The organism is Cohnella endophytica (assembly GCF_003628305.1).
GTDB lineage: Bacteria > Bacillota > Bacilli > Paenibacillales > Paenibacillaceae > Cohnella > Cohnella endophytica.
Genome location: NZ_RBZM01000007.1, coordinates 200667 through 227303, shown reverse-complemented (window position 1 = coordinate 227303; position 26637 = coordinate 200667). Strand labels below are relative to the sequence as shown.

Below are 26637 nucleotides of genomic sequence, written 5' to 3'. Positions count from 1 at the left end.
TTTACAACTATTTGTAATAAGGTTCACCGTATCACGAATAGGACGAAATTTAAGGGCATCCCGTTGGATGCCCTTTTGGAAGATGATTCTGCAGGTATGACTTAGTCGCTAGAACGTCCTAATAGACGTGTCTCAACGGCAGTGGCTGCAGCAAAGGGGCCGCCCGCTGACGTGAATCCTTCTGATACTCTTCGGGCGCCTTCGGCGCACATCATCGCTTCGCGAACCTTGACACGTAGGCGATCTGGGCTGAGTCGGCTTGCGGGTAGCCGCGTACCTGCTCCGGCTACCTCAACGCGTCGAGCTACCTCCATTTGATCACGTCCGAAAGGCACTGCGCACACAGGTACGCCGTGGGTTAGCGCCTTCTGGGTAGCCCCCATACCGCCATGGGTTATTGCGCACACCGCGCGGTCAAGCACGAGTCCGTGCGGGAGAAATGGGACTAAGCTGGCATTAGCCGATGTTCGGAATGCGGCTGAATCTTGCGAGGGAAGCGTTCCGATGATGTGGACGTTCTCCTTCGAAAGTGCGTCCAGCGCTGCTTCGATGAGGCGACCGTCATTCTGGAATTCTGAGGAAGTTGTGACTAGTACGATTGGACGTTGGATCTCGGCTAACCATTCAGGAGGCTCGGCAGGAGGGTCCCAAGCACAGGGGCCGACCATGACGACGTTTGGCGGCCAATCCGAGCGAGGATACTCGAAAGGCTCGGCTGTAAGGTAGAGTAGCAGCGGCGGGCGACCGAACATATCATCGGCATTGCTTACCGGGGCAAGCCCAAGCCTTTCGCGTACTTTGTTGAGCGGCGGCAGCATAATATGTTCGAAAGTACCTACAAACAGCGGCTTCAGGGCACGATCGCGCATCCTGCCTAGAAGCCCGCGCGCAGGTGGTAACCCGGGGCCAAAGGGCGGCACATCACGCGAGGTCAACGCCAGCGGGTAGGGGCAGAACGTTGCCCACGGGCCGCCCCAAGCCTCGGCAGCCGCGACGGCTCCCCAGCAGTTCACGTCGACGATTACAGCATCGGGGCGAGCGCTCTCGATTGCTTGCTGCAGATCAAAGCCGTCAAATTCGGCACGCGCGCTGAACATGCTTACGGCACGTTGAAGCCCTCCCCGTGCCGAGCGTGCTTTGTAATCATCGTGGGGCATGGCTTCAATCCGATTGTCGATCGGAGCGACGTCGAAGCCATGTGATCGCGCAAGCTCCAGTTGCGAGACCAATGTTCGCAGTACGATGTCGTGACCGCGCTTGTTAAGCTCATCCAGAATCGGAATCAACGGAAACAAGTGCCCGCGAGCGGGCGAGGTATAGGCAAGAATACGAGCCATCTACATACCCCCTTATCGTTCTCCACTCTCCATTGCTATATTTACCATATTAAAGCATATTCTCGGAATTAGTAAATATATGAACCGAAAAATGCAATCACCACCGGCAGAACCGAGGCGATTGCATTTATTTTTGCAATAGTAGCCATAATACAGGTCATTTCCTTCTCCCGTATTGTTCGGCAAAAGAAACAATTCGTCGATACAATCCCTTATCCTTTAAGTTCTTCAGCGGAAAAATTTGAGGCTTCGTATTCACTTCCAGAATCCAGGGCTTTCCTTCGGAATCCAGCGCGACGTCCAAACCTAGTTCTCTGAATCCCTTCGAGTGTCGGTCAAAGCAATGCCCCACGGAGACCCCCAACTGCTTCAGCTTCGCTTCCTTTCGTTGAATGGAGGCTTCATGATAGCCTGCATCCGACAAGGTTGAACGAAAGTAGCCTAGTTTCCCTCCTTGATTATAGTTCGTAGCTACCTTTCCCGGCTGTCCTATTTTCGTGAATAGAGCTGTGCTTACCCACTTGCCTTCGTTTGTTTTTTGAACCATGACACGAATATCGAAGGGCCGTCCGTTTGCCTTGGCTAATGCAATTCCCTTCTGCAACAAGTACGGCCTACGAGCGGAGTACTGCTTCAGATTATCGAACAATTGATCTAGCGTAGGGTAATCGGCTTTGACGGAATTGGATTGCGTTTGATACCCCCGCGACTGCTTATTTATCCTGATAATATTGACCCCGCCCGAACCGGTCGTAGGCTTAAAGTAGACGACGGAATGGGAGGCAAGCATAGTTGTCAGATTGCGTTTATTGAACAACAGGGTTTGAGGAATATGTTTTTGAAAATCTCGCCGTTCTAACAGCCATTTCGTTTTTGTCCATTTACTGCCGACCGTGCTGCTTGTATATCTCATCAAGTCTCACATCTCCCGTCTTTGTTAAGAACCGGCTTAATTGACCTAATGAATATCTTATGCAACGATAAAAATTTGAAGGACGGCTCTTACCCTAAATCAGCTGCTGCCGATAAAAGTAGGCCATCCCTTGCGGGATGGCCTTTGGTCTGAATGATAATATACTCCACTATTTATTCAGCTTTTTATAAAGGTTTGCTAGCTGTGCCCGCTCCTGTTCGGTTAACTTTTCGAATAAATTCGTACGCAGCCTTTGCCCCTCAAGCGATGCTCTGTTAAGGACCTCTGCACCTTTGTCGGTAATGCCCAAATAAACAATTCGACGATCGGACTCATCCACCGTTCTGACGGCTAATTTCTTCGCGACAAGTTTTTCCGATAAGTAACTGAGCGTAGGAGGGGTAAGTCCTAATATTCTTGCAATGTCCGAAGGACGGCTTTTTCCGTGTTGATTTAGATGGCCGAGCACAAGAACATGAGAGATACCGAGGTCCTCGCTAAATGTTTTGTTCCATTGGATAATCAATTGGTTCGTAAACTTATCCATATTGTGTATGAGTTCAAACAGGGTCTGTTCTTCCATAAAATCCTCCCGGGTAAGCAAAAACGCCTTCGGCATCCTTGGATGCTGAAGTAGCTCTGCGTAGGTTATACAGAAATGGATAAACGTGCAACTTAATAATTCTGTATAACTAAAATAAACGACAGCCCTCATTAAAATAAGGGCTGTCATAATCTTACACATTATTGGGCTGAGTATCCACCGTCAATGACTAATTCTGAACCTGTAATGTACGAAGACTCATCGGAAGCCAGGAACAGCGCCGCTTGGGCAATATCGATGGCTTGACCTAAACGCTGCAAAGGCGTTGCCTGGATTAATCGGCCCAGCAGTTCTTTTGAGGTACTTAATGCTTGAGTCATTGGCGTTTCGATGATCCCAGGGAATAGAGCGTTTACCCGAATGCCTTGACGGCCAAAGGTTGTAGCAGCCGCTTTAGATAATGCGCGTACCGCGCCCTTAGATGCCGAGTAGTGATTAAAACCTTGGCCGATCAAAGCGGTGTACGAAGAAATATTGACGATGGAGCCTTTATTTTGGACTGCCATATACGGAGCGACATGCTTCATCCCTGCGAATGGGCCAAATCCGTTAATGGAGAGCATTTTCTGCCAATCCTCAACATTGATTTGCTCAAATGGCTTTTCGGAAGAGATACCTGCGTTGTTGACCAGAATATCAATTTTACCAAACCGATCATTGACCTCCTTGGCCAGCGCCTCCCAGTCCTCATCAGAGGCAACATTCAATTTCATTCCGTAAACATTCTGTTTCCGACTTACGTTCTCAAGCGCTGCCTCATTAATATCTGCGGCAATAACGATGGCGCCTTCTTGCGCGAACAGATCACCCATGCTTTCGCCGATACCCGAAGCTCCTCCGGTAATGATGGCTACTTTATTGTCTAATCTCCCCATAGGACATGCTCCTCACTTGTTTTATCTGTTATTAACGCTGAGCTATTTTCATGAATTGTTCGAAATCAGGGACGGTTGGGTTAGCAATATAATGTCCGCCCTCTACCTGTATCGTCTGTCCGGTAATAAACTTGGCTTCATCCGAAGCCAGGAACAGAACGGTATGTCCGATATCATCCGGTTCTCCGTGATAAGGCAGCGCGTTATATTTCGCGAAGATATCCAATACCTCCGAAGGCATATTATTCTTGGCGGCCGGCGTCAAAATCAATCCAGGCGCGACTGCATTACAACGAATGTTATTCTTTCCATATTGGGCAGCGATATATTTAGTTAGATTTACGACTGCCGCCTTCGAGGCCCCGTATGCAACCCGAACGGCATCTCCGGTAAAGCCCGCCATGGAAGCCGTATTGACGATCGAACCTCCGCCGGTCTCGATCATATGGGGGATCGCGAATCTGCATCCCAACAACACGCTCTTTAAGTTAACGCTCATGAGCCGATCCCACTCTTCAAGATCAACGTTAACGACATCCAGATCCTTCTTTAGGTTTGTCGAGCCTACATTGTTGAACAGGCTCGTAATTTTACCATACTGCTTTACCGTAAATTCAACAGCTTCCTTGATCGAAACTGCATCTCCTGCGTCAAGAAATACGCCTACCGCTTCCCCGCCTTGGGTTTTGATATTCTCGGCGGCTTCTTTTGCTCCGTCCGCATTAAAATCGGCAATGACGACTTTAGCTCCTGCTTTTGCCATTAGATGAGCAGCGGATAAACCTATGCCTGATGCGCCTCCAGTGATAAGCGCCACCTTGTCTTTCATTCTCGCCATTATTCGTAGGCTCCTTTCTTATGGACACCTTTGATCGTTAATACGTCCATCTAGTATTTAGATATCTAACTATTAGACATCTAAATATTATCAAAGTATTCACTCCGATGCAACGGAGGAACTTGGAATATAACCGGTCAGGAGTCTATCGCTAAGGCGATCAATGTATTGGCGACACTACGGGCCGTGACTGCCACGACGGGGTTTCGATCCATGCGAGCGGCGACCATCGCGCCGTCATAAAGCAGGATGAGTTGCTGAGCTAAATTCTCGGGTTCGATGGCTCCTGCCGATTTCGCGAGCTCGACAAAAAGCAACCGAATCGATGCGCGATAGGCATGGGCTGGCTCTTCGATCGAACTGTTGGGCAGCCCCTCGGCGCTGGCGTTCATGAAGGCGCACCCACGGAATCCCGGCATTGCAAACAACTTACCGAGTACGTCGAATACTCCCAGAAGACGTTCCCGAGGAGTCTCATATGCGGCGAGTTGTCCATTCAAATATTCCAACGAGACCATATGCCTTCGCGTAAGGTAAGCTCGGATTAGCTCGTCCTTGCTTCCAAAGGCGCTGTACAGAGTTGCTTTCGCCACCCCGGCACGTTCGATCACGCGATCTATACCGACTATGTGCACACCTTCATCGTAAAATAGCTCATTGGCCGCACGTAAAAGTCGCTCTTTTGCCGATAGTCGATTATCGGATGATAAATTCGTTTTTTTCGTATCCATGTCTTGATCTTATCAAGCGAGATAATAAGGGTCAAGACACTAAAGCACGTCAGGTATGACCTGTGTCTTCGAAGCGATAATGAATCAAGAAAGAATCACTTGACGTTATCGGTTCAACTCCTGTATCTTTAATAAAGAAAAGACAGACAGGTCTGTATAGTTACTGGAGATTTTAAATATAAGGAGGAAACACAATGCCAATGATAGACGTTTATGCGGCAACTAACCTTTTTCCCGTCGGCACGGACCGACAACTTGCCGAAGAGCTAAGTTCGGCGCTGCTTAGAGCCGAAGGCGTGGAGAATCCTGGCCCCGCTCACACGAACAACACAGGAGTCTACATTCACCGGATGGAACCCTCTGCGGTACATACCGCCGCCACTGATTCCGCACGTACGGTACGTATTCAGGTTATTACGCCGCCGGGTGCATTGAATCGGGAAGGCCAAAAACAGCTCGTAAAAGAAGCCACGGAGATCGTTGCCAAGATCTCGAACGACCCCTCGCAGGCCGGGCGTACATGGGTGCTTCTTACCGAAGCTGCCGAAGGCGGCTGGGGCATCACCGGTACGGCATTCGGACGTGCCGAATTCGCTGCGCTTCTTAGCTAACCAAGGATATGTCTAACGAGCTCCCTTACGGGAGCTCTAATTGTCTAATCATCCAATCCCTTTCCATTGAGAATATGCGGCAAATATTTTTCAATCCTTGATTCTCGGGTTTTGGATTGTTTGGCTGCGGAGAAATGAAGCAGGTACCCTCTTTGCCGTCCCGGCGTCAAAGCTTCGAAAGCGGTTTTCAAGTCGGGAATTTCGACGAATTTATTTTGTAATTCCTCGGGAATCGTATATTCCGTCTCCTTTTTAAAACTCACTTGCAAGCCGGATTTTTCGACTTCGATGGCTTCATCGATATAAGTTTTCAAAATAAGCTGCATCTCGTCTATTTGTTCGGCATTGGTGAACCGAATCTGGCGCGCCGCCTGTACGTTCTCCGTTTGTTGGATGAGGATGCCATGGGGATCTTTTAGCAAGGCGCCTTTGTGAAACAGAAGCGCACAGTATTCTTTGAATCCATGGATTATAACGATGTTTTTATTCTCAAACGTGTAACAAGGATGCATCCACTTAAAATCCTCGGTCAGCTCGCAGTCAAGAACGATACTTCGCAACTTCTCGTATTCTTCCTTCCACTTTTTAGCCTTTCTTAGAAATCCATCGACCTTAGGATTCATTCTACTCTCTGTCACCAAGGAACACTCCTCTTCATCGTCCTACTATTGTGCCCTCAAAGTAACATTTTCTTGCTATGCTCGTCTATTACTTTACAGAGAGATTTAGTTAACTGTTTAAATTGAGGAATATGGAGGATTATAAATTGAAGAAAACCCTATGTGCATTATTGGGGATTACGTTGATTACATCCACATTTTTGCCTAGTCACGGTTTTGCAGACAATCAGCCATTCGTTATCCAGGGCAAAGCGGTCCATGGACGCACATTAGTGCCGGTTCGCGCCGTTTCCGCAGGATTAGGCGCCGAAGTCAATTGGAATCAGCAGTCAAAGTCGATAACCGTTCTTAAAGGAGGCACCAAGGTTCTCCTGAAAATCGGTTCCAATAAAGTTATGCTGGACGGCAAAGAAATCACGATCGATGTTCCCGCTCAAATCGAGCACGGCGTCTCCTACGTCCCCATCCGTTTTATCAGTCAGACTCTGGGGGGAACCCTTACCTGGAACGCGTCCAACGGAACGGTTGATGTTTCTTTAGACGGCAAACAAGTTCGGGTGACTACGGAGTCCACTTTTAACCATTCTAATATCCCGCAAAACACCGTTAACACGCTGATCAAACAAGCGAACGAAGCAACCGATCTTTCTTCCTTCCCGCAGATTAGAGCCCATTTTAAGCCTTATTTTACGGACTCGTTCATGAATAAACTCATTCAACAAAAAGGTTTAAAAGTCAACGCCGCATTTACCGAAATCTCCTTTAGTTATTCCGACGATAAGACAGGGTATATTACGCAGACGAGTACAAGCGCGGACAATACCGCATATGCAGTCGAACGAAGGATCGTACTCAAATATTCGCAAAATAAATGGTTGGTCGATGATATCGTCTTCACTCCCTTGTTTCCATAAATGATAAAAATCGCCGTCCGATTCCCGGCAGGGATCGTGAACGGCGATTTTTATTTTAGATATCCCTTTGCCAAGTTAGGAGGCCAATTCCGCCAGCACCTTGCCAAGTCGGTCAAGCTGCTGTTCATTCGCTTCTATTAATCCTCCCCTTCAACTACCTTGCCCAGTGCGTCCAATATGATGTTAGTACCGTGTTCCCGTATTTCCGGCGTATCGTGCCCGTCAAAGAACGCGCCTTGCTCCGTGAAAATCAATTTCGTACCGCCCTCCACCTTAATAAGCTCGACCGTTGTGATCGAGACGGAGAAGCGTACGCCACCCGAATCCAGCGTGTACGTATAGACAATGCGCTGCTCCGGAACAAGCTCCTGGTAGTTGGCGTCGAAGGTAAAGATCGGCCCTCCCGGCGGCCCTCCACTGCTGATCTCGCGCCCGCCAACCTGGAAATCGAAGCTGTCCGCCTTCGAAAACCACTTGGCTTTGGCAATTGGGTCAGCCCATGCGTGATACACCCGCTCCGGCGAAGCGGCATAAGTCCGCTCGACGACAAAAGTTCCATGCTTGACGAATCGTTCGTTCATTGTTTTTCCTCCTTAGGTTTCGGAACTCCGCTCTCCTCGGCAAGAAAGTGTCCCAACAGGTCCAAATGCCGCTCCCAACTCGTTTGCCGCTCGATGATCGGTTTCTCGAATTCCATCTTCATCGCTTGCAGAAGGCTCGTAAAATCTTCAACCGTTAATTCCGCCTTGCCCTGCATAAGCTTGGATACATGCCTGAGCTGCTCCAATAGTTTCTGCCGCAGTTTGATCTGTTCCGCGATTTGGTTGATCTGCAGGTTAACGATCTCAAGCGGACTGATCCGCCCGCCGATTAAGGCCGACTTAATCTCTTCGAGAGTTAACCCCAGCTCCTTAAGCGATAAAATCTGGTGCAATCGCGATAAGTCCGATTCATTGTACAGCCTGTGACCGGATTCCGTTTGTCCCGACGGGGAGAACAATCCGATCTGATCATAGAACCGCAAGGTTCGTACGGTAAGCCCCGTCAGCTTGGCCAGATCCCCGACCTTCCAATGTTTCTTCATGAATCCTCTCCACTCTTTGGCGCTAGCTAGATGTACCGGTAGCTCTATTGTAAAACATTACGTAACGTAAGGTGCAAGCAAAAAACTCGCCTCTCTACCGAATTTTATTGGTTGACTTAAACCCTAGTTTAAGTCGTATCCTATTGTTGTCGACAGCATACAATCCCGTTCGGAGGCCTCCAAATGAAGTATTGTTCCATTAGCGAAGCTTCGGCCAAATTCAATATTTCGGAATCTAAGCTACGCTATTATGAAAAACAAGGACTCCTAACCCGCATCGAGCGCGATAAAGCCGGGAGACGGTTATTTTCGGAAGATCAAATGGCGCTCCTCGAGACCGTTCTTTGTTTGAAAAACACGCACATGCCAATAAGCAGCATTAAGCAATATATGGACTGGATCGAGGAAGGAGAAAACACCGTCGAGCTCAGGCTTGAAATGATGAACAAACACAAGCAAGCCGTGCTCGACGAAATCTCGTCGATGACGGATTCCTTAAAAGGAATCGACTTCAAGATTACGCGATATTCGGAACGTATTCAAAATAGAAAAAACGGAGAAGAGGAACGATAATGAAGCTTTCAGGAAATACGATCCTAATCACGGGCGGAAGCTCCGGAATCGGATTAGCTTTTGCGGAACGCTTTATCAAAGCCGGGAACAAAGTGATCGTTACCGGACGACGCGAGCATGTCCTTCAACAGGCGAAGGAAAAATTCCCCAGCTTGATTACTCGCGTAAGCGATTTGGATATCGAATCCGAACGCGCAGCCTTGTATGATTGGGTAACGGCGAACTATCCGGAAGTGAATGTTCTAGTAAACAATGCCGGCATTCAACAACGATTCAATGTGCTAAAAACAGATGCGAAGAACAATTGGGAAGCTTTGAGCAAAGAGATTACGACAAACATTGAAGCGCCCTTCCATCTCTCGATGATGTTCGCTCCTTATTTCTCGGCAAAGGAAAGGGCCACTATCCTTAACGTCACGTCCGGGCTGGCTTTTACGCCGTTTGCGATCGCTCCGATCTATTCGGCTACGAAAGCCGCGCTCCATTCCTTTACGATGAGCCTGCGGCTCCAACTGTCCGAGACGTCCGTAGAAGTCATCGAATTAGCTCCGCCGGCGGTAAATACGAATTTAGGCGGGTCGGGGCTGCATGTGCACGGAGAACCCTTAGATGCGTTCGCGGACGGCATTTTCAAAGGGCTGGAAGAGGGGCAACAAGAAATCGGATACGGTACTTCCGTGAGCCGCTTGCGTATGTCGCGGGATGAAATCGATGGATATGCGGCAAATATGTATCAGGCCACGAAAAACCTCATTGAATAAGGATTAGTCGGTCACTATGATTTCTCCCACCATGCTCGGATGGGTGGAGCAATAGTACGTGTAAGTTCCCGCCTCCGCAAAGGTATACGAGAATTCGGCATTCGGAAGGATGTTGGGACTATTGAATTTGTCCTGAAGGTCGTATACCGTATGGATTTGCGTATCCTTATTCACCCATCTGACAGTTTGCCCCTTCTTGATCGTCAGCTTCGCAGGCATGAAAGAGGTGGTGATATCGACGGTCAACGGATCGGCGCTCGATGGCTGATCGACGCTGCCCGTGCTGCCGTTCCCGTTGGCCTCATCGCCCGTGGTGGCCTCGTCATGAGCGTGGTGCGACGGAGCAGACGCTGCACTCATCGTACCCGTTAAAATGATCTCTCCCGTCTTGCTATCCTTACTGAGCTTGGCGCCTAAATGGTCGGCAATGAAACGCATAGGCACCATGATCGTACCTTTGATCTCCTTGGGAGGAGCAGACAAGGATACAAGCCGGCCGTTCACCTTCGCCTGGCTGCTGTTCAGCCCTAACTGAATCGTGGTTTTATCCGTTGTATAGAGGACTGACTTCTCCTTTGGAAGCCATTTCACCTCTGCACCGAACGTCTCCCCGATGAACCGAACGGGAATATAGGTTGTTCCGTTCAACACGACCGGCGAATTCGGAAGCAGAATGGACTCGCCGTTCACCGTGGCCGAATTACGACCCGCTTTCAAACGGACGGTCATTAGCATGGACGAAGGATCAGACGTCTTTTCCTTAACATCAATCATCGTGTGCAAGCCGCCAGGATACGTTCCGTTATTCGTATTGTCCACGATATTGTGGCTGTGGAAGGGGAACATCCCCGATTGATCGAAGGTAACGAGAAGATCATACCTCTCGCCGGGACCGATCAGCACGGTATCTTTCGTTAATGGCTCAGGCAACGGCCTGCCATCGGAGGCAATGATCTGGAAGTGATAGCCATGCATATGAAAGCTATGCGATTCGTACCCCGAATTGATCAACCGAATGAGGACGGTCTCTCCGACTACTCCCTCAATATAGCTCGTAGGGTCCGTTTCCGTATCAGGATAAGCTTTGCCGTTGATCGTCCAGTATTTAGGGTGGAAGTCCGTTCTATCGTACGGTTTTCCCCCCTCCACCGCTTGGTGCCATACCGGATCGATTTCGTTTAACAGGAAAACATAGTCTTTATCAAAGGTCGGACCGCCCGTCCAATCTTGATTGATACCATTCTTGGCTTTCACGATGAACGCTCCGTACATCCCCATCTGCAAATGCTCAATCGTATCTACATGGCAATGATAGAAATAAGTACCCGCATGCTTAGCCGTGAACTGGTATTTGAAGCTTTCTCCGACTTGAATGGCCGGCGAGGTGTGCGGGACTCCGTCATTTTGTTGGTCGGTATCCAATCCATGAAAATGAATCGTATGGGCAAGCCGTTTGGTTCCCGATTTCTGGGGGCCTATGTTCGTAAGAACGATCTCGACCTGATCCCCTTCGTTCACCTCCAGTGCAGGGGCGGGAACGGTCGCGCTCCCGGGTTTGTTGGTTAAGCTATACCCCCAAATATACAACTGGACGCCATCGGGCAGCGTCATATAGCCATCGGTCGCATAGAGCTGAAATTTCTTTGTCGTTGCGGGTTCGGCTGCCGAAGAGGACGAGGGAGCTACCCAAGTCATCGTTATGACCAATACCGCCAGTAAAAGCTTCCTGAATCCCAGTAGGCGCAAGGCATGGATATTCATCGTATTCTTCCTCTCGTTAGGTAGAAATGACAAGAAGGGAGTCTTTAGGACTCCCTCCCTTTCTTCATTCATTCGGAAATCATAAGTTTCGCGATTCAGTGCATGTGATCCATAGAAGCGGCTGCAGGTGCAGTGGCTGGAGCGCCGACCGTAACCGTTAAGGATTGGGTTGCTCCATTCCAGGTATAAGTTCCGCCCAGGCCGCGTACGGTATCTTCCGCGGAAACATACGCCGTACCTTTCAGCGTGTATCCGGCCGTTTTGAACGATTTCCCGTTTACTGTGATGGTGTACAGTTTGGATTTTTTATCGAATACAAACTTTCCGCCCAAAGCTTTGGCGAAGGATGCGACTCCCACTTTCAGATCGCCGTCTTTCAATTGCGCGCCTGCGGAATTGGCAACTGCCTTGCCGTTTACGACCAGCTTGATTGCACCCTTCGGAACAACGATTACGGTGGCCCTCATCATGGAACCGGAATGCAGATAACATTCGTAAGTATAGGTTCCCGCCTTCGTAAACTTCAGATTATACGATTGCGCGTTCATGAGTATGCCCGAGTTGGTAAAGGCGGTGCCGTCAAACTCTTTGCCGCCGGCCGGAGGCATTAACTTAGGGTTGAACTCGCCCTTTTCCGTTAACATGTTCAGGTCGGCAGGTTTGTTGAAGGTAACCCAGTGGGGTTCATAAGGGCTGAGATTGGTCCAGGAAATCGAATCTCCTTCGCTTACGATAACCGTCTCGGGGCTCATGCGGTTATGCGAGAACGTGGAGTTCTGCGAGCCAAGATCTACTTTATAGCTCAAAGAGCCATCCTTATTGGTCGCATATTGGGCTGCATGAGGACCTTGCAGCATGCTCTCTTGGACGAGAAGATCATTTTCCTGTGCCTTTGCGGCTGCGGCTTGCTCTACTTTCGATGGGATCGGCTGGCCTTTCGGCAACACGACTACCGTACCTGTCATCATGGGATGCAGTACGCAATAATAGGAATAAGCTCCGCTTGAGGTAAAAGTGACTTCATAGGATTGCTTAGGAAATAGAATGCCAGAATTCAGAAGCGACTTGCCGTCCCAACTTCCGCCGCTCGGAGCGCTCGGAATCGCGTGAGTGGGATCTTGCGGAGTAAGAGGCGGTTGGCCGGCCAGAAACGTTACGGTATGCGGGGTTGCAGTAGCGCCGTTCGTGAAAACGACCTTGTCTCCTTCATGAACAAACACGACTTTCGGGAACATGGAATCGAGCGACGTGGCCGCGGTTTCTTTCCCTACGGATACTTGCCACGTTTCCGGCGTCGTTGCATCGGCGGCAAATACCGAGCTTATTAACAACCACGCCGCAGTAAACGTAAGAATCAATGCAAGAGCTGTTTTTTTCATTTCAATTCTCCTTTAAGGTTTAATAATCATAAATACGAATAATACCAAGTCCAATACTGACGCTACATAATGTATTGAATTAACTCTGGAGAGGATGCAAAATACCTGACATTACCGCAATGGAGACCCCTATTTACCAACCACTTCATTATCCAGCATCCTCCTTTCCGGACTACTTTGATCGCATTACGTTAAGAGTACCCTCTTGCTTACGTGCGTTCTATTACCCGAACGTAGCAAAATGGTCGAAATCGGGTATACTTCCCTTCTCCTTCTGAATAAAAAAAGAAGGCAAGCTTCCTCGAAAGAAGCTTGCCCTATCGTTTTGTCTAACTAATTCCTTGCTCCGAGCCACTTTGGCGTAGTGTAGTTTGACTTAGTCAAACTACACCTCCGATCGAACCTCCATTGATGCGCCGTAGTTGGAGTTAGTCAAACTAATAAGAGAACAGACAGCACGGGGTAAGGGCCGGAATTGTAAATCCCGGCTATCGTCATAGGAAGATGCCATAACCCCCAGATGATCCCGCTGATCAGCAATGCCTGATTGACATGTTAAAAAGAGCCAAGCTCCTCATTAGAGGAACTTGGCTCTTTCGGCGTTGCGGCCTGCCGGGACCCCTCTTTGACTCGCGACGCGCTTGCTGTCGCTATTCGTACCAGTACCCTTTGCTCCTGTTCTCGAGTCTCATCAGCGCTTCCAGGTAGAAATAATCGCCCCAGATCATATAGTCGTCCGGAGACAGACCGGATCGAACGCTGTAGGAGCCCCTCTCGATGAGGCCCTCCGCGTCAGGTCGATGCCGCGTCGAATACCGGTCGACCAGGCCCTTCATCGAACGGAGCACGCCATCCTCCAGATAAGCGCGATTCGGATTATCGCCCGGAAGATGCTCGAGCAGCTCCAAAATGCCGCAAGCCGCTATGGCGGAAGCGGAACTGTCCCGGTTCGTCTCCGGTGTCTCGGGTGCGTCGAAATCCCAATAAACGACGTTGTCCTCGGGCAACCGCTCTAGGAAGTAGCGCGCCATTCGCAAAGACGTCTCTAGGTACGACATGTTATGCGTATACCGGTACGACAGGGCGAATCCGTAAACCCCCCACGCCTGGCCTCTCGTCCATGTAGAGCCGTCCTCGAAGCCTTGATGCGTGCCGCCCCGCACCGCCTCTCCCGTCTCTTGGTTAAAATAGAAGGTATGGTAAGACGAATCGTCTCCTCTGACGAGAAAACGGCGGCTCTTATCCGCTTGCGCTGCGGCCACTTCGCGATAAGCGGGGTTTCCCGTAACCTGCGAAGCCCAATATAACAGCGGCAAATTCATCAGGCAGTCGATGATAATCCGACCCCCGTTCTCGTTGTCGCCCTCCGTTCCCCATGCTTGCAACAGACCCGGGCGGGGACGCCAACGCTTCATCAGCGTCTCGGCAGCCTCCAGCGTTAACGCGCGGGCGGCGCCGTCCTTCTCCAAAATCCATTGGGCCTTGGCCGACAACGAATAGAGGAAGCCGATATCGTGGTGCTCCAGCGCCGTCCCCGCCGTCAACCGATCCCGAAAGCGGTCGGTGGCGCTTCTCGCCGCCTCCCGATAGACATCCTCGCCGCTGTATTCGTAACAAAGCCACAGAATGCCGGACCAGAAGCCGTTCGTCCATTCCGTATTATCGTTCAGCAAGTACTTGCCGTTCTCTCCGACGTGCGGGAAATGATCGCCAAACCGGTCAATATTGCGGCGCGTCTTGTTCAGCGCATCTTCCAGCGCGGATTTCCATATCGTCATATCCGTCGTCTCTCCTCGTCATATTCCGGACAGAAATTGCAGGACTCTGTCAGGGAAGCCGGGGAGCCCCTCGTGACCGTAATCCGGGTAAATGTCCATCTGCTTGGGCGCTTTGATTTTGTTGAAGGCCGCGAACTGCGTGGAAGGCGGGCAGATCGCGTCCATTAAGCCGACACCCATGAGCACCTCTCCGCAAATTCGCGGCGCCAGATGCTGGATATCGATATACCCCAGCCTCGTGAACACTTCCTCTTCCCGCTTATGCAGCGGATCGAACAGGCGAAAGTAAGTGCGCAGCTCCGCGTAAGCATCCTTAGCCATATCCATCTCCCACACCCGCCTGTAATCGCTTAGGAACGGGTAGGTAGAAGCGACTCGCGCAATGCCCGGTTCCAGCGCCGCGCAAGCGAGCGCGAGACCGCCACCCTGCGAGCCTCCCATAGCCGCAACCCGCTGCGGATCGACTTCCGGCATTCGCATCGCAATGCCCGCAAGCTCGGCCGAATCCAGATAAATATGGCGAAACAACATAAGGTCCGGCTCATCGTCCAGGCCGCGGATTATGTGTCCGTGGTGCGTATTCCCCTTTATGCCTCCCGTGTCTTCCGAACGGCCTCCTTGTCCGCGACAGTCCATCACGAACACCGAGAAACCGAGCGCGGCATAGCCCAACTTATCTTGCCAGTCACCCGAATGCATCGTATAGCCGTGGAATTGGACGACGGCCGGATGCGGCTCTGCCGCTGCTCTCGGCCGGATGTATTTCGCATGGATGCGCGCCCCGCGGACACCGGTGAAATACAAGTCGAAGCATTCCGCGAACGGCACCTGGAAAGCGCTCGGTACCAGCTCGACGTCCGGAGAAACATTTCTCATCTCGGTCAAAGCCCGTTCCCAATAAGCGTCGAAGTCATCCGGACGCGGATTGATTCCTTCGTAACTTCTCAATTGCTCGAGCGGTTTGTCTAGTAAAGGCATCTGCTTATCCTCCCTGCAACAGCGAGCGCGCGGTTACGGACCCGCCGCGCCTTGCCTGATCTTGATTGTCCATTCGACGCGCGGGGATCGGCGGGAGAGCTCCATCCGGATCCGGAACAGCCGATCGCCCCACACTGCCCGCAACCGCGAATCGCGAATATCCATCCGCTCCTCCGAAACGGTGAATAGCATCACGTCGTATTCCAGCCGCAGCTCTCGCCCCTCCTTGCCGAGTAGCCGAACGACCCCGTCCATGGACAAGTCCGTCGGCCTGCACGTCATCCAGTTCAGCACGATGGACTCCGGAGTCCCGGCAAACAGACATTGTTCAGTCAGCTCGACGAAGGCGTTCGACCCGCGATGCAACGCGACCGTTCTTCGCCACTCCCGCAAGCCCGCCTCCGGTGGATAAGCTCCCGCCAGATCCAGCGATATCCGCGCTCCGCTCTCGGTAGCTTCGTATGACACCTCGCGAGCCCGAAACGCCTTGCCCGCCTTCTGGTCATACCCGTTTACGGTAGGAAGATTGTGATAACCGGACTGCATGGTCCAGATGTCATAGCGGCCGGGGCCGAACGTCTGCGCGGAATAATTCTCTACGCCCGCATCGATGAGGAAAGGCTCCCCGTCCGCATAGACGACGAACTGTCCGACATCGTTATGGTTGTGGCTTTCCCCGTTATGGCCGCCCTTAACCGCTACGTACAAACCCAAGCGGTCGGAGCGCTCCCGGGCTGTCATGACCTGAATCTGATCCAGCCACCCGTTCAACTCGTATGACGGCTCCGCCTCTAATTCCTGCTCCGCCAGCCCTCGGTCCCGGTCCCGCTCCCGCTCCAGCTCTGCAGCCAGTTCGATTCCGGCGAGTTCGCGGAACAGGAAGAAGATGCGGCCGCTGTCATAGACCGAATCCGACGCTCGTTTCCCGCCCAATCCCAGCGCCGTCATAGACGGGTCGCCGATGCGGCGACCGTACCGATAGATGAGCGCGTAATCAAGTTGGGGCATCGCCGATCCGTCCGCGAAATTGACGTAATAAGCTCCGTGGATCGACATCTTCGATATATATTGGCCCAGCCGGCGGATAAGCGGTCGGTCATACAAACCGATCGCCCCATCGGTCGCCATGTACAGCAGCTCCAGACAGTCGAACAGGCTCCCCGCCGCAACATTCCAATAAGTCGCCCCCTCGTCGCAGCCTCCGTCGGCGTATTGCACGTCGAGATAGCGATCCAAACTGCTCATGATGCGATGCGTCAGCCGAGCCCGACGCTCCTGGTCTTCCTCCAGCAGAAGGACGGCAGCCAGCACATTCGAGTTGCACCAGGGATTCCAGTTGTTCGGCTCGTGCCCGGAGAATCCCATCCACCAGAAGTCGTTTCTCGACTCATAGGGGCCAAGAACTCGCTTCTCGACCTCCTGTCGGATACGGCGGCAGACGAGCGGACTAATGCCGTCCAGCCGATCATGCAGGAGGTACGCGGTTCCTGCGAGAAGCGCGCCGGTATCTGCCGCAAACAGGTCAACGACGGGGTCATCCGAGTCCGCCAGTCCCAGCCCCTCGCCGTCGCGGGACAGGCTCATATGCGCCGGCAGGCACCAGGAAGTCTCCTCGCACAGAACGAAGACGCCGTTCGCGATGTCGTTGAGAAACCGGCCTTTGCCTTCGATGCATTCACACATGACCAGACAACCGAGAACCGACCGGCGCATCAGATGCAGGGAGTCGTAATGACGGCTGCCGGTTCTCGCGAACGCCAGAAAGTCCGATGCCAGCAGCGAAGGCCAGCGATATCCGAGGAAGGCTTCTCCTTCCCGCAGCCAGGACGTCCGCAGCCGTTCCGGGATCGTCTCCCACGCCGAACGGTCTTCCGCCGTCGGAAAGGGCCGGAAGCGCTGCCCGGGCAGAAGCACGGAAAACAGCTCCTCCGGCGTATAGCGTTCGGTCAGCAAGATGTCGCCCCCTTACTGAAGTACAAGCTGCGGTGCATTGCTCGTCGCCTCCCTGCTGTTGAACGCCACCTGGTTCTGTTGGCCGTCGCGAATCCGGGCCTGGCGTCGCCGCCCCCCCAAGTCATCGTAGTCAGCGCCACTATAAGCGACATCAGCCTATAAACCTTGCCTGCCATATCGATAACCTCCGGAATCGAATTGGAATTCCTTTCCGTTTTCTGTCTTTGAATGCCTTTAGTCGGCTACCCTTTCACGGCTCCCAATGTCAGCCCCTGCACGAAGTAGCGCTGAAGGAACGGATACAGCACGACAATCGGAGCCGACGCCAACACGACGGTCGCCATCTGCGTCGAGACCGGCAGCGGAATCACCTCGCCGGAGTCGAGATGGGAATAGATGTCGCTCTGCCCGATCAACACCACTTGCCGGAGCAGAATCTGCAGCGGCCAAAGCGACGAATCGTTCAGATACAAAATGGCCGCGAAGTATTGGTTCCAGTTACCGACCGCATAGAACAGCGTAAAGGTAGCCAACGACGGAACGGAGAGCGGCAGCACGATACGAAAAAAGACGCCTAAATCGTTGCAACCGTCAATTGTGGCGGATTCGATAATGCTCTCGTGAATCGATTCGAAGAACTCCCTCATTACAAGCATGTTGAACGCGGACACGGCGGACGGAACGACGAGCGCCCAGAGCGAATTCATCAGTCCCGTCGCTTTAACGACCAGATACGTCGGAATCATGCCTCCGCTGAACAGCATCGTGAACAGAACCATAAACAGGATCATTCGCCGGCCGCTGAACCGCTGCCGCGAGCAGACGTACGCGAGTAGCGTCGTTACGGCCAAGTTGACGAAGGTTCCGACGGCAGTAATCCAAACGGTGTTCTTGAGAGACGAGAAGAAGACTCCGGTGTTGAAAATATAGCTGTATGCTTTGAAGTCAAGATGCTTCGGCCATAGAATAAACTTGCCCGACACAATGTCCTGCAGCGAGGCCACCGACATCGCGACCACATTCACGATCGGCAGCACGCACAGAAGGGCAAGCATCGCAAGCAGCAACATATTCGCCGAATAGAAGAAATAGCTGGACTTTTTGGATGTATTCACGGCAAATCCACCTTTGCGGGAGACCGGGAAGACAGGGACGCTCCCCGCCCTCCCGTTCGGAATGTAGTATGGTGGCGCCTTACTTTCTGGCTTTCCATGCTTCGTTCATCTCGGTCAAAATCTTGCTTCCGCCCCTGTTCTTCCAATCCTCGAACATTTGATCCAAATAATCGATCGTCTTGTGACCCGTTATGACCATTACGAGGCCATCGACGACGTTCTGCGTCAGTTCGGCCCCCTTCTCCGCGTTCGTAGCGGAATAGAGACCGATGTCCTGAGAGGTGTACGGCTTGCCCTGCATGGCGACCGCGAACGAGTTCTGCTTCAACGCGGTCGTCTCCGGCGTGTCGGCGGAGACCAGAATCCAGTCACCCTCGTTGGCGTGATTTACCATCTGGTACTGGTTCGGCCCCTCGGTCTTGCCGAGATCGGTGACGACCTTCTGGCCGTCCTCGACCTTGTAGTGAACGCCTTCCACGCCCCACTTGAAGAAGGTAGCTCCTTCCTCCCCAAGCTGATCGTCGAGCATATGCAGCACTTTGTCGAGCTTGCCAGGGTCCTTCTCCAGCTCCTTGTTCAGCGCGAAGACGCCGAAGAAGCCCGCCCCTTTCACATAGCCGCCTTCCGAACCGTCCGGCGCCTTCAGCGGCGGAATCGCCACCAATTCAAACTTAGGATCGACCGCTCTCGCCTTCTCGAGGCGATCCTTGTTAAAGGCGGTGTAACCCCAGTTTCCAACGACGCCTGCCTTGCCTAGCAGGAAGTCGTCCTCGATCTGCGCGTCTTTCTTGATCGCGAAATCAGGTGCAATCAGTCCGTCCTTGTAAAGCTTGGCCAAGTAGCCTACCGCCAACTTGTTATTAGGGGCGAATTCGCCGGGAACGATGCCTCCCTGACCGTCTTCGACCCAACCGACGCTAGGGCCGGCATGCATGGCCGCCATCAGCGAGATAAACGGGAAGCCATTGCTGACGCCCGCTGCGAGACCGTAGGTATCCCTCTTGCCGTTGCCGTCCGGATCCTTCTCGCTGAATGCCTTCATGACATCGTACAACTCGTCGTAGGTGGTCGGCACCTGAAGCCCGAGCTTATCCAGCCAGTCCTTGCGAAGCACAAGCGTCGCTCCCGGAATACCGCGCAGCCGGGGAACGCCGTAGATGTGGCCGTTGCTCTTCAACGAGTCCATGACGTCCTTCGGCAACGCGGCTAGGTTCGGGTACTTGGCGCTGTCGCTCATATAAGATTCCAGCGGAAGAAATTGCCCGCTGTTGATCGAACTGAAGTAAACGGCATCCAGATAAGGAAACAACACCGCGTCGGGAACGTCTCCCGAAGCGAGCGTGACGCCCAGCTTGTTGTTATATTCGCCGGAAGCGACAGGAATGTAGTTGTACTCGATATTGTAACGATCCTCGATTGCTTTCTTGCCGGTGCTCTTATCCGGAGGCGCCGCGCCGTACAGAATGGTCATGGCGCTGATCTTGTACTTCTTCTCCGCCGCGGCTGACGACTTGCCGCTCGAATTTCCGGCGCTGTTGTCCGTACCTTTGTCGGCGCACGCCGTCAGCATCGCTCCCGTCAACATCAATGCCGTCGCAATTCTCAATCCTTTTCCGATCTTCATAGTGACCCGCCTCTCGCGATATATGGAACTGGATGAATCAAGTGTTAATAAACGCCTCTCTCGCCGAATGCCCGCGCCAGCCGGTTCGCCGTTACGATCAGCATCATGCCGACCAGCCCTTTCAGCAACCCTACGGCAGTAGTGAAGCTGAAGTCGCCGTTCACGACGCCCATTCGGTACACGTACGTATCCAGCACCTCTCCAACATCCGAGACAGACGCATTCAGCATCAGGTAAATCTGCTCGAAGCCGACGTCCAACACGGAGCCGAGCCGGAGGATAAATAGAATTAAAATCGTGGAGCGGATGCCGGGCAACGTAATATGGTAGATTTGCCGCAACCTCCCGGCTCCGTCCATCTTAGCCGCTTCGTACAGCTCCGGGGGGATCCCCGTTAGGGCCGCTAAATAAATGATCGTGCCCCAACCGGATTCCTTCCAGATGACCTGCAGGACGAGCATCGCCCGGAAATTGTCCTTGTTGGAGAGAATGTTGATCGGATGAAGCCCCCAAGAAACGAGCAAATGATTGATCTGCCCATCGCTTTGGAACAACAGGTAAAAGATTCCGGCGACCACGACCCAGGATAAGAAGTGCGGCAGATACAGAAGCGTCTGCGCGATCTTCTTGAATGCCGCGCTGCGGATCTCATTGAGCATGATCGCAATGACGATCGGCACCGTAAAGGCGAACACGATCTGATAACAGCTGATGATCGCCGTGTTGATGAAGTACTTTTCGATTTCCGGTGTGTCGAAAATGCGCCGGAAGTTGTCCAAGCCTACCCAATCGCTGCGGAGGAAGCCTTGAACGGGTTTGTATTTCTGAAAGGCTATGACGACCCCCATCAGCGGGACGTACTTATAGATGAGAAAATAGAGCAGTCCCGGCAGTGCCATCAGCCATAAATATCGTTCACTAATAAAGCGCCGCCGCCATCCGTCATGTCTTCTATTGATATTTCCGATACGTGCTGCCATCCTGAGTTGGAAGCTCCTTTCCTGTTTGTCATTGCGTCTCCCCCCTTTCGCCCTTATGATAGCCAGCGAATTCCGCCCCCGGCAACCCACCGTTCTTGCAGCAAATAAAGCGTATGAAAAACCGCGCCGTTACGGCGTTTTTCCTGGTCGTACGCTTTTTTTGCAAGCGCCGTCATTTTCGGCAAAAAGGGTTTGTCAATTGTTCTCCTAGAACCGTTCCGGCTTATGTTATACTACAAGCGCCATCATGCGAAGCGAATAAGGAGACTGAGAATGGATCATCATCCATGGCGCCGACTAAGGCGAATGCTGGCCCCTCTGACTTCGGGATGGAAGCTGAAGAATAGGCTTCTTGTCTCCCTCATTCTACTATCCAGCATTCCTGTAGCCATCACGGCCATCGCGTCGTCATTCATCAGCAATCGGATTATCGGCGACCAGACGGACCAAATGCACCAGGTGTTCCTCAATCAGGTCGAGAAAGAAATGAACGAGCAGTTCAAGAAGTTCGACGAGCTTATGCTGCAGTATACTTACGCCAATTCGGCGCTCGACCGGTTTACGCAGGAAGATCTGACCTATCAGAACTTCCGCCTGGTTAATGATTTGTACTCCGTGCTGACGAATTTGCGCAGCGGCATGGAGAATGTAGCGGAGATCGACTTCTACAACATCCCCTACGGCAAAATCGTTACCTCCGGCGGCTCCCTGATGCAACCGAGCGAATTTCTCGACCCGGTCGCACTGCGCACCTCGTTGACGTTAACCCATTACGGCGCCTGGATCGACACGCGCAATGAGCTCAACACGCGGTTAAAACGGCCCGTCATTACCTTTATCCGACCTACCTATCATGCCAGCTCGGAAGGGGTGAAGGGCGTCTTCATCGTTTACTTGGACGCCGCATCGTTAAGCGCCAAGCTCAAAGCGAACGAGATCGATCCCGCAACCTATTTGGTGGTCAACCCGTCCGGCTATGTGGTCATGCACTCCGAGCCGGCCAAGGTGGGCAGCCGAATCGAATCTCCCGAACTGATGGCCAAACTGGCCGAGGGAAGGAACCTGGCCAACCACCGAATTACGTTTAATCTGGACGGCAAGCTTTCGCTGATCAATGCGGTCTATTCCAGCAACCGCGACTGGTACTACGTCTCGATTCTGCCGGTCGCTCTCGTTCATAAAGAGACCTATCAGCTGCGCAATTGGCTGCTCGGGGTCAGCGTAACTTTCATCATCGTGGCCGTTATCATCGCGATCCGGACGTCCCGAACGATCTACCGACCGGTCCATAAGCTTACGCAGCGCGTATTCAAGATGCAAAGCGGAACCGCTCTCAAGGATGAATTCCACTTCATTGCGGATTACATACAAAATGTGGAAGAGAGCAATGATCTTCTGAAGAAAGACGTGGAGATGTATCTATCGCATGCCGAGCACTACAGCTTAATGAGCCTGCTGCTCGGCAACTTCAACGCGAGCAGCAGATCCGTGCAATTGGAGCCCTTCGACCGCAACCCGATCGGCCTGTATCTGATTGAAGTGGATCCGCAGCAGATGGAAAGCCGTTATTCGCGTAAAGATCAGTTCCTGTTCTACTTTGCCGTGGAGAACATCGCGGGAGAAATTATGCGCAAGCAAGGCACCACGCGAATCATGATGATCCAGCCCGGCCTGTTCGCCGTATTGAATCAGCCGGAAGCGACCGCGCCGCCCCTTGCCCGCATCTATGCCGGCGAGCTGCTTCATGCCATTCAAACCTATCTGAAGCTGAATTGCGTCATCTCGGTCAGCTTCTCCGAATCCGGCCTATCAGGCATCCACGAAGCTTTCCTGCAAGCGAGGCATGCCCTTCGGTACAGCTTTACGCTGGGCGCCAACAAGGTAATCATCAGCGATGAGTTGGACCCGGCCGTCTCCGGCCAGGCGGATGCTCTCGTCGAGTTGGAAAACCTTATTCTGCAATCGCTTCAGGACTTCCGGCACGAGGAGGCATTGGAGCGATTCGATCAGTTGATTCAATGGCTGCGCGACGACAGCGCGCTCACTCCCGAAGCTCTCAAAACCTATTGCTCGCAGCTTCTGGGAGCGATGATCCACTCGGTAAATAAGCAGCCGAACGCGCTCATGGAACCGGTCAACCGCCGATACTTGACGATGGAGCTGGAGAAGCAGCGCAATCTGCGAGAGATCGCGACTTTTTTCCGCAGGCACTTCTTCGACAAGCTGACCCCGCCGCAGCCGGAGGCGCATCCGGAGTCGCAACAGGTCGAAGAGGTCGTTGCGTATATCCACGCCCATTACGACGAGGACATCTCGCTGCAGCTGTGCGCCGAGCTCGTCGGACTAAGCGCGTCGCAGCTTAGCCGTGCGTTCAAGAAGACGAAGGACATCAACTTCGTCGACTATGTCATCCAATACCGGATCGGCATCGCCAAAGAGCTTCTGGCCGATCCGAACCGCTCGATTCAAGCCGTCACGGAGAAGCTGCGATATACGTCCGTCAACAGCTTTATCCGCATATTCAAGAAGATTACGGGTACCACGCCCGGACATTACCGAAAGGACATCCGAGAGGACCTGTAGGTCTCATTAAACGATTTAAACATAAGAAAAGCTGTCGAGGCTTTCTCGACAGCTTGAGGGCCATCCTTTTGCAGGATGGCCCTTTCTTTGATCTCGCATTTTTGCAAAATAGAGAAGTGACTTTAATATTGTCCTTTAATTACAAAAAACGAACCCCGAATCGTTCCGGCTAATTTAGACTTCTGCCTAGCGAACTTAAACTTCTCGGCTAACTCCTGTGGTACCTCCATCCCCTCGGAAAGCTTAAAACCAACGGCCCGCTTCTTAGGGTCATCAACCGTGTACATGACATTGACCGAGAGACCATCCTCATAAAAGACGTAGGTAAATTGAATGTTTTCCACTTGAAAACGCGACGTTTCCAAAGGTTTGGCCGCAAACGCAATATCGCGTTCTTTCAAAACACGGTTTACGTAATCCAGGTTCTCCTGACTTTCGCTAGCCGGTACAACCGTAAATTCATGTTTGTATTTGTTCATAAAGTAACGGGATTCATTCGCACGCAAACCGGCAAGCGCTTCTGCTACAGGAGAAGACTCTAAACCAACCGTAGATACATTTGTAAAATCAACAACATACGACATTTCCATCCCTCGTTTTCTCTCGCTATTTGCTAAAACAGAAATTTAACCTTCTTTATCTACCAAATATTATACCAAAAATGATTCAATATAAACGTTTCCCGTTTTGGATAGAAAAAAACCCCGTTGTTTCCCCCCACGGTGTATCACGATCGGTTATACGCTAAGATTACGCTAAAGCAAGTTCCGCCATTTTCATTATCAGTAACAGTAAGCGAACCTTGATGCTTTTTGATAATACTGTCAACAATCGAGAGACCTAAGCCTGCACCTGCTACTTGGCGGGAGCGTGATTGGTCGACACGATAAAAAGGCTCGAATATATGCTTTTTGTTTGTTTCGGGAATGCCGATGCCTGTATCTCTAATCTGAATTGAAACCTGATCCTTACTTAGTCCGTTTACAATAACTTCAACCGTGCCGCCGTCCATATTGTACTTAATTCCGTTTTCCACAAGGTTGTAAAACGCACGATACAATAAGTCGGTGTTTCCAGTAACAATGCTATTATCACAATCTAAGATCAGTGCAACATTTTTCTCTTTAGCTACGTGAGAAAGCTCGGAAATCATATCCTCGAAAATATCCTTTAAACAAATGCTGCTTTGCTCACCGTTATCGTCCATATTCGTCATATCCAACAGATCACCGACGAGTCCTCTCAAGCGATGGGTTTGCTTTTCAATAACGGAAATAAGTGCATCATATTCCTCGTTTGTATGATCTTTTTTCTTCTTAAAGACATCAACCTTTGTTTGTAACACGGCAAGAGGGGTTCTAAGCTCGTGGGCGGCGCTAGCGGAAAATCTTCCTTGCATCATAAAAGCATTATCCAACTTATCCGTCATTTCATTAAATGTTACAGTAAGCTCTGCAATTTCATCCTTTGTAGACGGCACGGATAATGTTTCGGAGAGATTATGCACATTTATGTTTTTCACTTGACCATTTAGCGTATTAAGAGGCTTTAGTGCCTTGCCCGAAATATAGTAGGTTAAGAATCCGCCGCCAACAATAACCGTAATCATATAAACCAGGCTTTCCATTCTAAAATCTGTTCTTGCTCTTTGGGAATCTACAGTTGGAACGGCAGGGATCATGATACTTGCCGGTGATTGAGGGCTTTCAACAGCCCGTCCATCTTCGCCGAACTTTTTCGCCGGCGTTACCAAAGTTGCATCAATCCTTGTAGCCATTGTATCGGCAGAAAAATTAAGTATTAAGGTGAGACCTACGCAACACACGGTCAAAAGCGCAACGGTCATAACCGTGAGTCGCAGTCGAATTGGCATTTTTCTAAGCATGAATATCACTCCCCTTAACTGCAAACAAGTATCCTTCGCCGATTTTCGTTCCAATGGGGTCGTAGTTTAAAACCGCTTTTAACTTCTTTCGGAGAGTTGCAATATGAACCCGAATGGCACCGCTAAAGCTATCCGCATTCTGATCCCAAACATGTTCAATCAGTTCTTCTTGGCTAACCACTCTATCCTTGTTAAGCAAAAAATATTCAAGCAATGCAAATTCTTTTTTTGTAAGCGATATATCATTTTCATTAACAACTGCAATACGCTTTGATAAATCCGCTTTTATTGCGCCGCAGGAAAGCATATTACTTTCTTGCACAAACTTTCGCCTTAACAAATTACGTATTCTTGCTTCCAACTCGGCAAAATCGAATGGCTTCGCCAAATAATCGTTCGCACCTATGTCTAAACCCTTTACTTTGTCATTAACACTACTTCTTGCACTGAGAATAAGTACCTTTAATTCAGGCTTTTCATCTCGTATCTTAGCTAAAACCTCAAGCCCATCCCATTGCGGGAGGTTTAAGTCAAGTACAACCAAGTCGTAATTTACTTCATATAAAAGCTCGTAAGCAGTTTCACCGTTGTCACAGGTATCAACTGCATAACCATCTATTCTAAGCCCGTCTGCAATCGCTTCTTGCAAATCAAGCTCGTCCTCTACAATAAGGATCCTCATGCGCAAATCACCTCTTTTACTATTGTACCTAAGATTAGGTTAAATCAATGTTAAGCAT

At 51.3% G+C, this 26637-nt stretch carries 25 protein-coding genes; 5 read left to right on the top strand and 20 right to left on the bottom strand.

Features of this window, described 5'->3' with window-relative positions; translation table 11 throughout:
* Positions 1-101: 101 nt before the first annotated feature.
* The 6 genes from D7Z26_RS16980 to D7Z26_RS16955 form a co-directional block, all read right to left on the bottom strand.
* Entirely contained in the window at positions 102-1337 is a 1236-nt protein-coding gene (locus D7Z26_RS16980) for a glycosyltransferase (protein WP_120978181.1), read from the bottom strand.
* A gap of 157 nt (positions 1338-1494) precedes the next feature.
* Positions 1495-2250, bottom strand: coding sequence for a YheC/YheD family protein (locus D7Z26_RS16975; RefSeq protein WP_120978180.1), 756 nt, complete (start codon positions 2248-2250; stop codon positions 1495-1497).
* A 169-nt stretch (positions 2251-2419) separates the two neighbouring features.
* Positions 2420-2833 (bottom strand): MarR family winged helix-turn-helix transcriptional regulator, encoded by a 414-nt coding sequence (locus tag D7Z26_RS16970; RefSeq protein WP_120978446.1) that lies wholly within the window; start codon positions 2831-2833, stop codon positions 2420-2422.
* 161 nt (positions 2834-2994) lie between these two features.
* Positions 2995-3729, bottom strand: a complete 735-nt coding sequence (locus D7Z26_RS16965) for an SDR family NAD(P)-dependent oxidoreductase (RefSeq protein WP_120978179.1) — start codon at positions 3727-3729, stop codon at positions 2995-2997.
* Between the two features lie 31 nt (positions 3730-3760).
* Complete coding sequence (locus D7Z26_RS16960; RefSeq protein ID WP_120978178.1) at positions 3761-4567, bottom strand: SDR family NAD(P)-dependent oxidoreductase; 807 nt, start codon at positions 4565-4567, stop codon at positions 3761-3763.
* 137 nt (positions 4568-4704) lie between these two features.
* Complete coding sequence (locus tag D7Z26_RS16955) at positions 4705-5298, bottom strand: TetR/AcrR family transcriptional regulator (RefSeq protein WP_120978177.1); 594 nt, start codon at positions 5296-5298, stop codon at positions 4705-4707.
* 194 nt (positions 5299-5492) lie between these two features.
* Between D7Z26_RS16955 and D7Z26_RS16950 the strand changes: the two genes are divergently transcribed.
* Entirely contained in the window at positions 5493-5909 is a 417-nt protein-coding gene (locus D7Z26_RS16950; RefSeq protein WP_120978176.1) for a tautomerase family protein, read from the top strand.
* 44 nt (positions 5910-5953) lie between these two features.
* On the opposite strand, the gene D7Z26_RS16945 is transcribed toward D7Z26_RS16950, so the two are convergent.
* The gene (locus D7Z26_RS16945; protein WP_120978445.1) at positions 5954-6547 is read right to left on the bottom strand and encodes a YdeI/OmpD-associated family protein; all 594 of its coding nucleotides are present in this window, start codon (positions 6545-6547) and stop codon (positions 5954-5956) included.
* A gap of 128 nt (positions 6548-6675) precedes the next feature.
* Here D7Z26_RS16945 and D7Z26_RS16940 point away from each other — a divergent pair, with 128 nt between their 5' ends.
* The gene (locus D7Z26_RS16940) at positions 6676-7443 is read left to right on the top strand and encodes a copper amine oxidase N-terminal domain-containing protein (RefSeq protein ID WP_158602358.1); all 768 of its coding nucleotides are present in this window, start codon (positions 6676-6678) and stop codon (positions 7441-7443) included.
* 137 nt (positions 7444-7580) lie between these two features.
* Here D7Z26_RS16940 and D7Z26_RS16935 read toward each other — a convergent pair whose 3' ends face one another.
* Both D7Z26_RS16935 and D7Z26_RS16930 read right to left on the bottom strand, forming a co-directional pair.
* Positions 7581-8024 (bottom strand): SRPBCC family protein, encoded by a 444-nt coding sequence (locus D7Z26_RS16935; RefSeq protein ID WP_120978174.1) that lies wholly within the window; start codon positions 8022-8024, stop codon positions 7581-7583.
* Complete coding sequence (locus tag D7Z26_RS16930) at positions 8021-8527, bottom strand: MerR family transcriptional regulator (RefSeq protein ID WP_120978173.1); 507 nt, start codon at positions 8525-8527, stop codon at positions 8021-8023. Before D7Z26_RS16930 ends, D7Z26_RS16935 begins: the two co-directional genes overlap by 4 nt.
* A 183-nt stretch (positions 8528-8710) precedes the next feature.
* On the opposite strand from D7Z26_RS16930, the gene D7Z26_RS16925 reads away from it, so the two are divergent.
* A complete protein-coding gene (locus tag D7Z26_RS16925) occupies positions 8711-9100 on the top strand; it encodes a MerR family transcriptional regulator (RefSeq protein ID WP_120978172.1) in 390 nt (129 codons plus the stop codon).
* The gene (locus D7Z26_RS16920; RefSeq protein WP_120978171.1) at positions 9100-9861 is read left to right on the top strand and encodes an SDR family oxidoreductase; all 762 of its coding nucleotides are present in this window, start codon (positions 9100-9102) and stop codon (positions 9859-9861) included. The genes D7Z26_RS16925 and D7Z26_RS16920 overlap by 1 nt, the downstream gene beginning before the upstream one ends.
* A gap of 3 nt (positions 9862-9864) precedes the next feature.
* On the opposite strand, the gene D7Z26_RS16915 is transcribed toward D7Z26_RS16920, so the two are convergent.
* The 8 genes from D7Z26_RS16915 to D7Z26_RS16875 form a co-directional block, all read right to left on the bottom strand.
* Entirely contained in the window at positions 9865-11622 is a 1758-nt protein-coding gene (locus D7Z26_RS16915) for a stalk domain-containing protein (RefSeq protein ID WP_158602357.1), read from the bottom strand.
* Between the two features lie 95 nt (positions 11623-11717).
* Positions 11718-13001, bottom strand: coding sequence for a plastocyanin/azurin family copper-binding protein (locus tag D7Z26_RS16910; protein ID WP_120978169.1), 1284 nt, complete (start codon positions 12999-13001; stop codon positions 11718-11720).
* Between the two features lie 650 nt (positions 13002-13651).
* Positions 13652-14779, bottom strand: coding sequence for a glycoside hydrolase family 88 protein (locus D7Z26_RS16905; protein ID WP_120978168.1), 1128 nt, complete (start codon positions 14777-14779; stop codon positions 13652-13654).
* Between the two features lie 18 nt (positions 14780-14797).
* Positions 14798-15757 carry an acetylxylan esterase gene (locus D7Z26_RS16900; protein ID WP_120978167.1) on the bottom strand — a complete coding sequence of 320 codons (960 nt, stop codon included), beginning with the start codon at positions 15755-15757 and terminating at the stop codon, positions 14798-14800.
* Between the two features lie 33 nt (positions 15758-15790).
* Positions 15791-17710, bottom strand: coding sequence for a heparinase II/III domain-containing protein (locus tag D7Z26_RS16895; RefSeq protein WP_120978166.1), 1920 nt, complete (start codon positions 17708-17710; stop codon positions 15791-15793).
* A gap of 242 nt (positions 17711-17952) precedes the next feature.
* Positions 17953-18825 (bottom strand): carbohydrate ABC transporter permease, encoded by an 873-nt coding sequence (locus tag D7Z26_RS16885; protein WP_233566988.1) that lies wholly within the window; start codon positions 18823-18825, stop codon positions 17953-17955.
* 79 nt (positions 18826-18904) lie between these two features.
* The gene (locus D7Z26_RS16880) at positions 18905-20449 is read right to left on the bottom strand and encodes an extracellular solute-binding protein (protein WP_120978164.1); all 1545 of its coding nucleotides are present in this window, start codon (positions 20447-20449) and stop codon (positions 18905-18907) included.
* A 44-nt stretch (positions 20450-20493) separates the two neighbouring features.
* A complete protein-coding gene (locus tag D7Z26_RS16875; RefSeq protein WP_233566987.1) occupies positions 20494-21348 on the bottom strand; it encodes an ABC transporter permease in 855 nt (284 codons plus the stop codon).
* A gap of 354 nt (positions 21349-21702) precedes the next feature.
* On the opposite strand from D7Z26_RS16875, the gene D7Z26_RS16870 reads away from it, so the two are divergent.
* The gene (locus D7Z26_RS16870) at positions 21703-24012 is read left to right on the top strand and encodes an AraC family transcriptional regulator (protein ID WP_158602356.1); all 2310 of its coding nucleotides are present in this window, start codon (positions 21703-21705) and stop codon (positions 24010-24012) included.
* Positions 24013-24134: 122 nt separating this feature from the next.
* Here D7Z26_RS16870 and D7Z26_RS16865 read toward each other — a convergent pair whose 3' ends face one another.
* The 3 genes from D7Z26_RS16865 to D7Z26_RS16855 all read right to left on the bottom strand — a co-directional run bounded on the left by D7Z26_RS16865 (position 24135) and on the right by D7Z26_RS16855 (position 26579).
* The gene (locus tag D7Z26_RS16865; RefSeq protein WP_120978161.1) at positions 24135-24596 is read right to left on the bottom strand and encodes a phage tail protein; all 462 of its coding nucleotides are present in this window, start codon (positions 24594-24596) and stop codon (positions 24135-24137) included.
* A gap of 143 nt (positions 24597-24739) precedes the next feature.
* Positions 24740-25897 carry a sensor histidine kinase gene (locus D7Z26_RS16860; protein ID WP_120978160.1) on the bottom strand — a complete coding sequence of 386 codons (1158 nt, stop codon included), beginning with the start codon at positions 25895-25897 and terminating at the stop codon, positions 24740-24742.
* The gene (locus D7Z26_RS16855) at positions 25890-26579 is read right to left on the bottom strand and encodes a response regulator transcription factor (RefSeq protein ID WP_120978159.1); all 690 of its coding nucleotides are present in this window, start codon (positions 26577-26579) and stop codon (positions 25890-25892) included. The genes D7Z26_RS16860 and D7Z26_RS16855 overlap by 8 nt, the downstream gene beginning before the upstream one ends.
* Positions 26580-26637 lie beyond the last annotated feature (58 nt).

Bases quoted from the DNA above. Each gene is read 5' to 3' on its own strand.
- D7Z26_RS16980 (WP_120978181.1), bottom strand. From the start codon at position 1,337: ATGGCTCGTATTCTTGCCTATACCTCGCCCGCTCGCGGGCACTTGTTT.
- D7Z26_RS16975 (WP_120978180.1), bottom strand. From the start codon at position 2,250: ATGAGATATACAAGCAGCACGGTCGGCAGTAAATGGACAAAAACGAAA.
- D7Z26_RS16970 (WP_120978446.1), bottom strand. From the start codon at position 2,833: ATGGAAGAACAGACCCTGTTTGAACTCATACACAATATGGATAAGTTT.
- D7Z26_RS16965 (WP_120978179.1), bottom strand. From the start codon at position 3,729: ATGGGGAGATTAGACAATAAAGTAGCCATCATTACCGGAGGAGCTTCG.
- D7Z26_RS16960 (WP_120978178.1), bottom strand. From the start codon at position 4,567: ATGGCGAGAATGAAAGACAAGGTGGCGCTTATCACTGGAGGCGCATCA.
- D7Z26_RS16955 (WP_120978177.1), bottom strand. From the start codon at position 5,298: ATGGATACGAAAAAAACGAATTTATCATCCGATAATCGACTATCGGCA.
- D7Z26_RS16950 (WP_120978176.1), top strand. From the start codon at position 5,493: ATGCCAATGATAGACGTTTATGCGGCAACTAACCTTTTTCCCGTCGGC.
- D7Z26_RS16935 (WP_120978174.1), bottom strand. From the start codon at position 8,024: ATGAACGAACGATTCGTCAAGCATGGAACTTTTGTCGTCGAGCGGACT.
- D7Z26_RS16930 (WP_120978173.1), bottom strand. From the start codon at position 8,527: ATGAAGAAACATTGGAAGGTCGGGGATCTGGCCAAGCTGACGGGGCTT.
- D7Z26_RS16925 (WP_120978172.1), top strand. From the start codon at position 8,711: ATGAAGTATTGTTCCATTAGCGAAGCTTCGGCCAAATTCAATATTTCG.
- D7Z26_RS16920 (WP_120978171.1), top strand. From the start codon at position 9,100: ATGAAGCTTTCAGGAAATACGATCCTAATCACGGGCGGAAGCTCCGGA.
- D7Z26_RS16915 (WP_158602357.1), bottom strand. From the start codon at position 11,622: ATGAATATCCATGCCTTGCGCCTACTGGGATTCAGGAAGCTTTTACTG.
- D7Z26_RS16910 (WP_120978169.1), bottom strand. From the start codon at position 13,001: ATGAAAAAAACAGCTCTTGCATTGATTCTTACGTTTACTGCGGCGTGG.
- D7Z26_RS16905 (WP_120978168.1), bottom strand. From the start codon at position 14,779: ATGACGATATGGAAATCCGCGCTGGAAGATGCGCTGAACAAGACGCGC.
- D7Z26_RS16900 (WP_120978167.1), bottom strand. From the start codon at position 15,757: ATGCCTTTACTAGACAAACCGCTCGAGCAATTGAGAAGTTACGAAGGA.
- D7Z26_RS16880 (WP_120978164.1), bottom strand. From the start codon at position 20,449: ATGAAGATCGGAAAAGGATTGAGAATTGCGACGGCATTGATGTTGACG.
- D7Z26_RS16875 (WP_233566987.1), bottom strand. From the start codon at position 21,348: ATGGCACTGCCGGGACTGCTCTATTTTCTCATCTATAAGTACGTCCCG.
- D7Z26_RS16870 (WP_158602356.1), top strand. From the start codon at position 21,703: ATGGATCATCATCCATGGCGCCGACTAAGGCGAATGCTGGCCCCTCTG.
- D7Z26_RS16865 (WP_120978161.1), bottom strand. From the start codon at position 24,596: ATGTCGTATGTTGTTGATTTTACAAATGTATCTACGGTTGGTTTAGAG.
- D7Z26_RS16860 (WP_120978160.1), bottom strand. From the start codon at position 25,897: ATGCTTAGAAAAATGCCAATTCGACTGCGACTCACGGTTATGACCGTT.
- D7Z26_RS16855 (WP_120978159.1), bottom strand. From the start codon at position 26,579: ATGAGGATCCTTATTGTAGAGGACGAGCTTGATTTGCAAGAAGCGATT.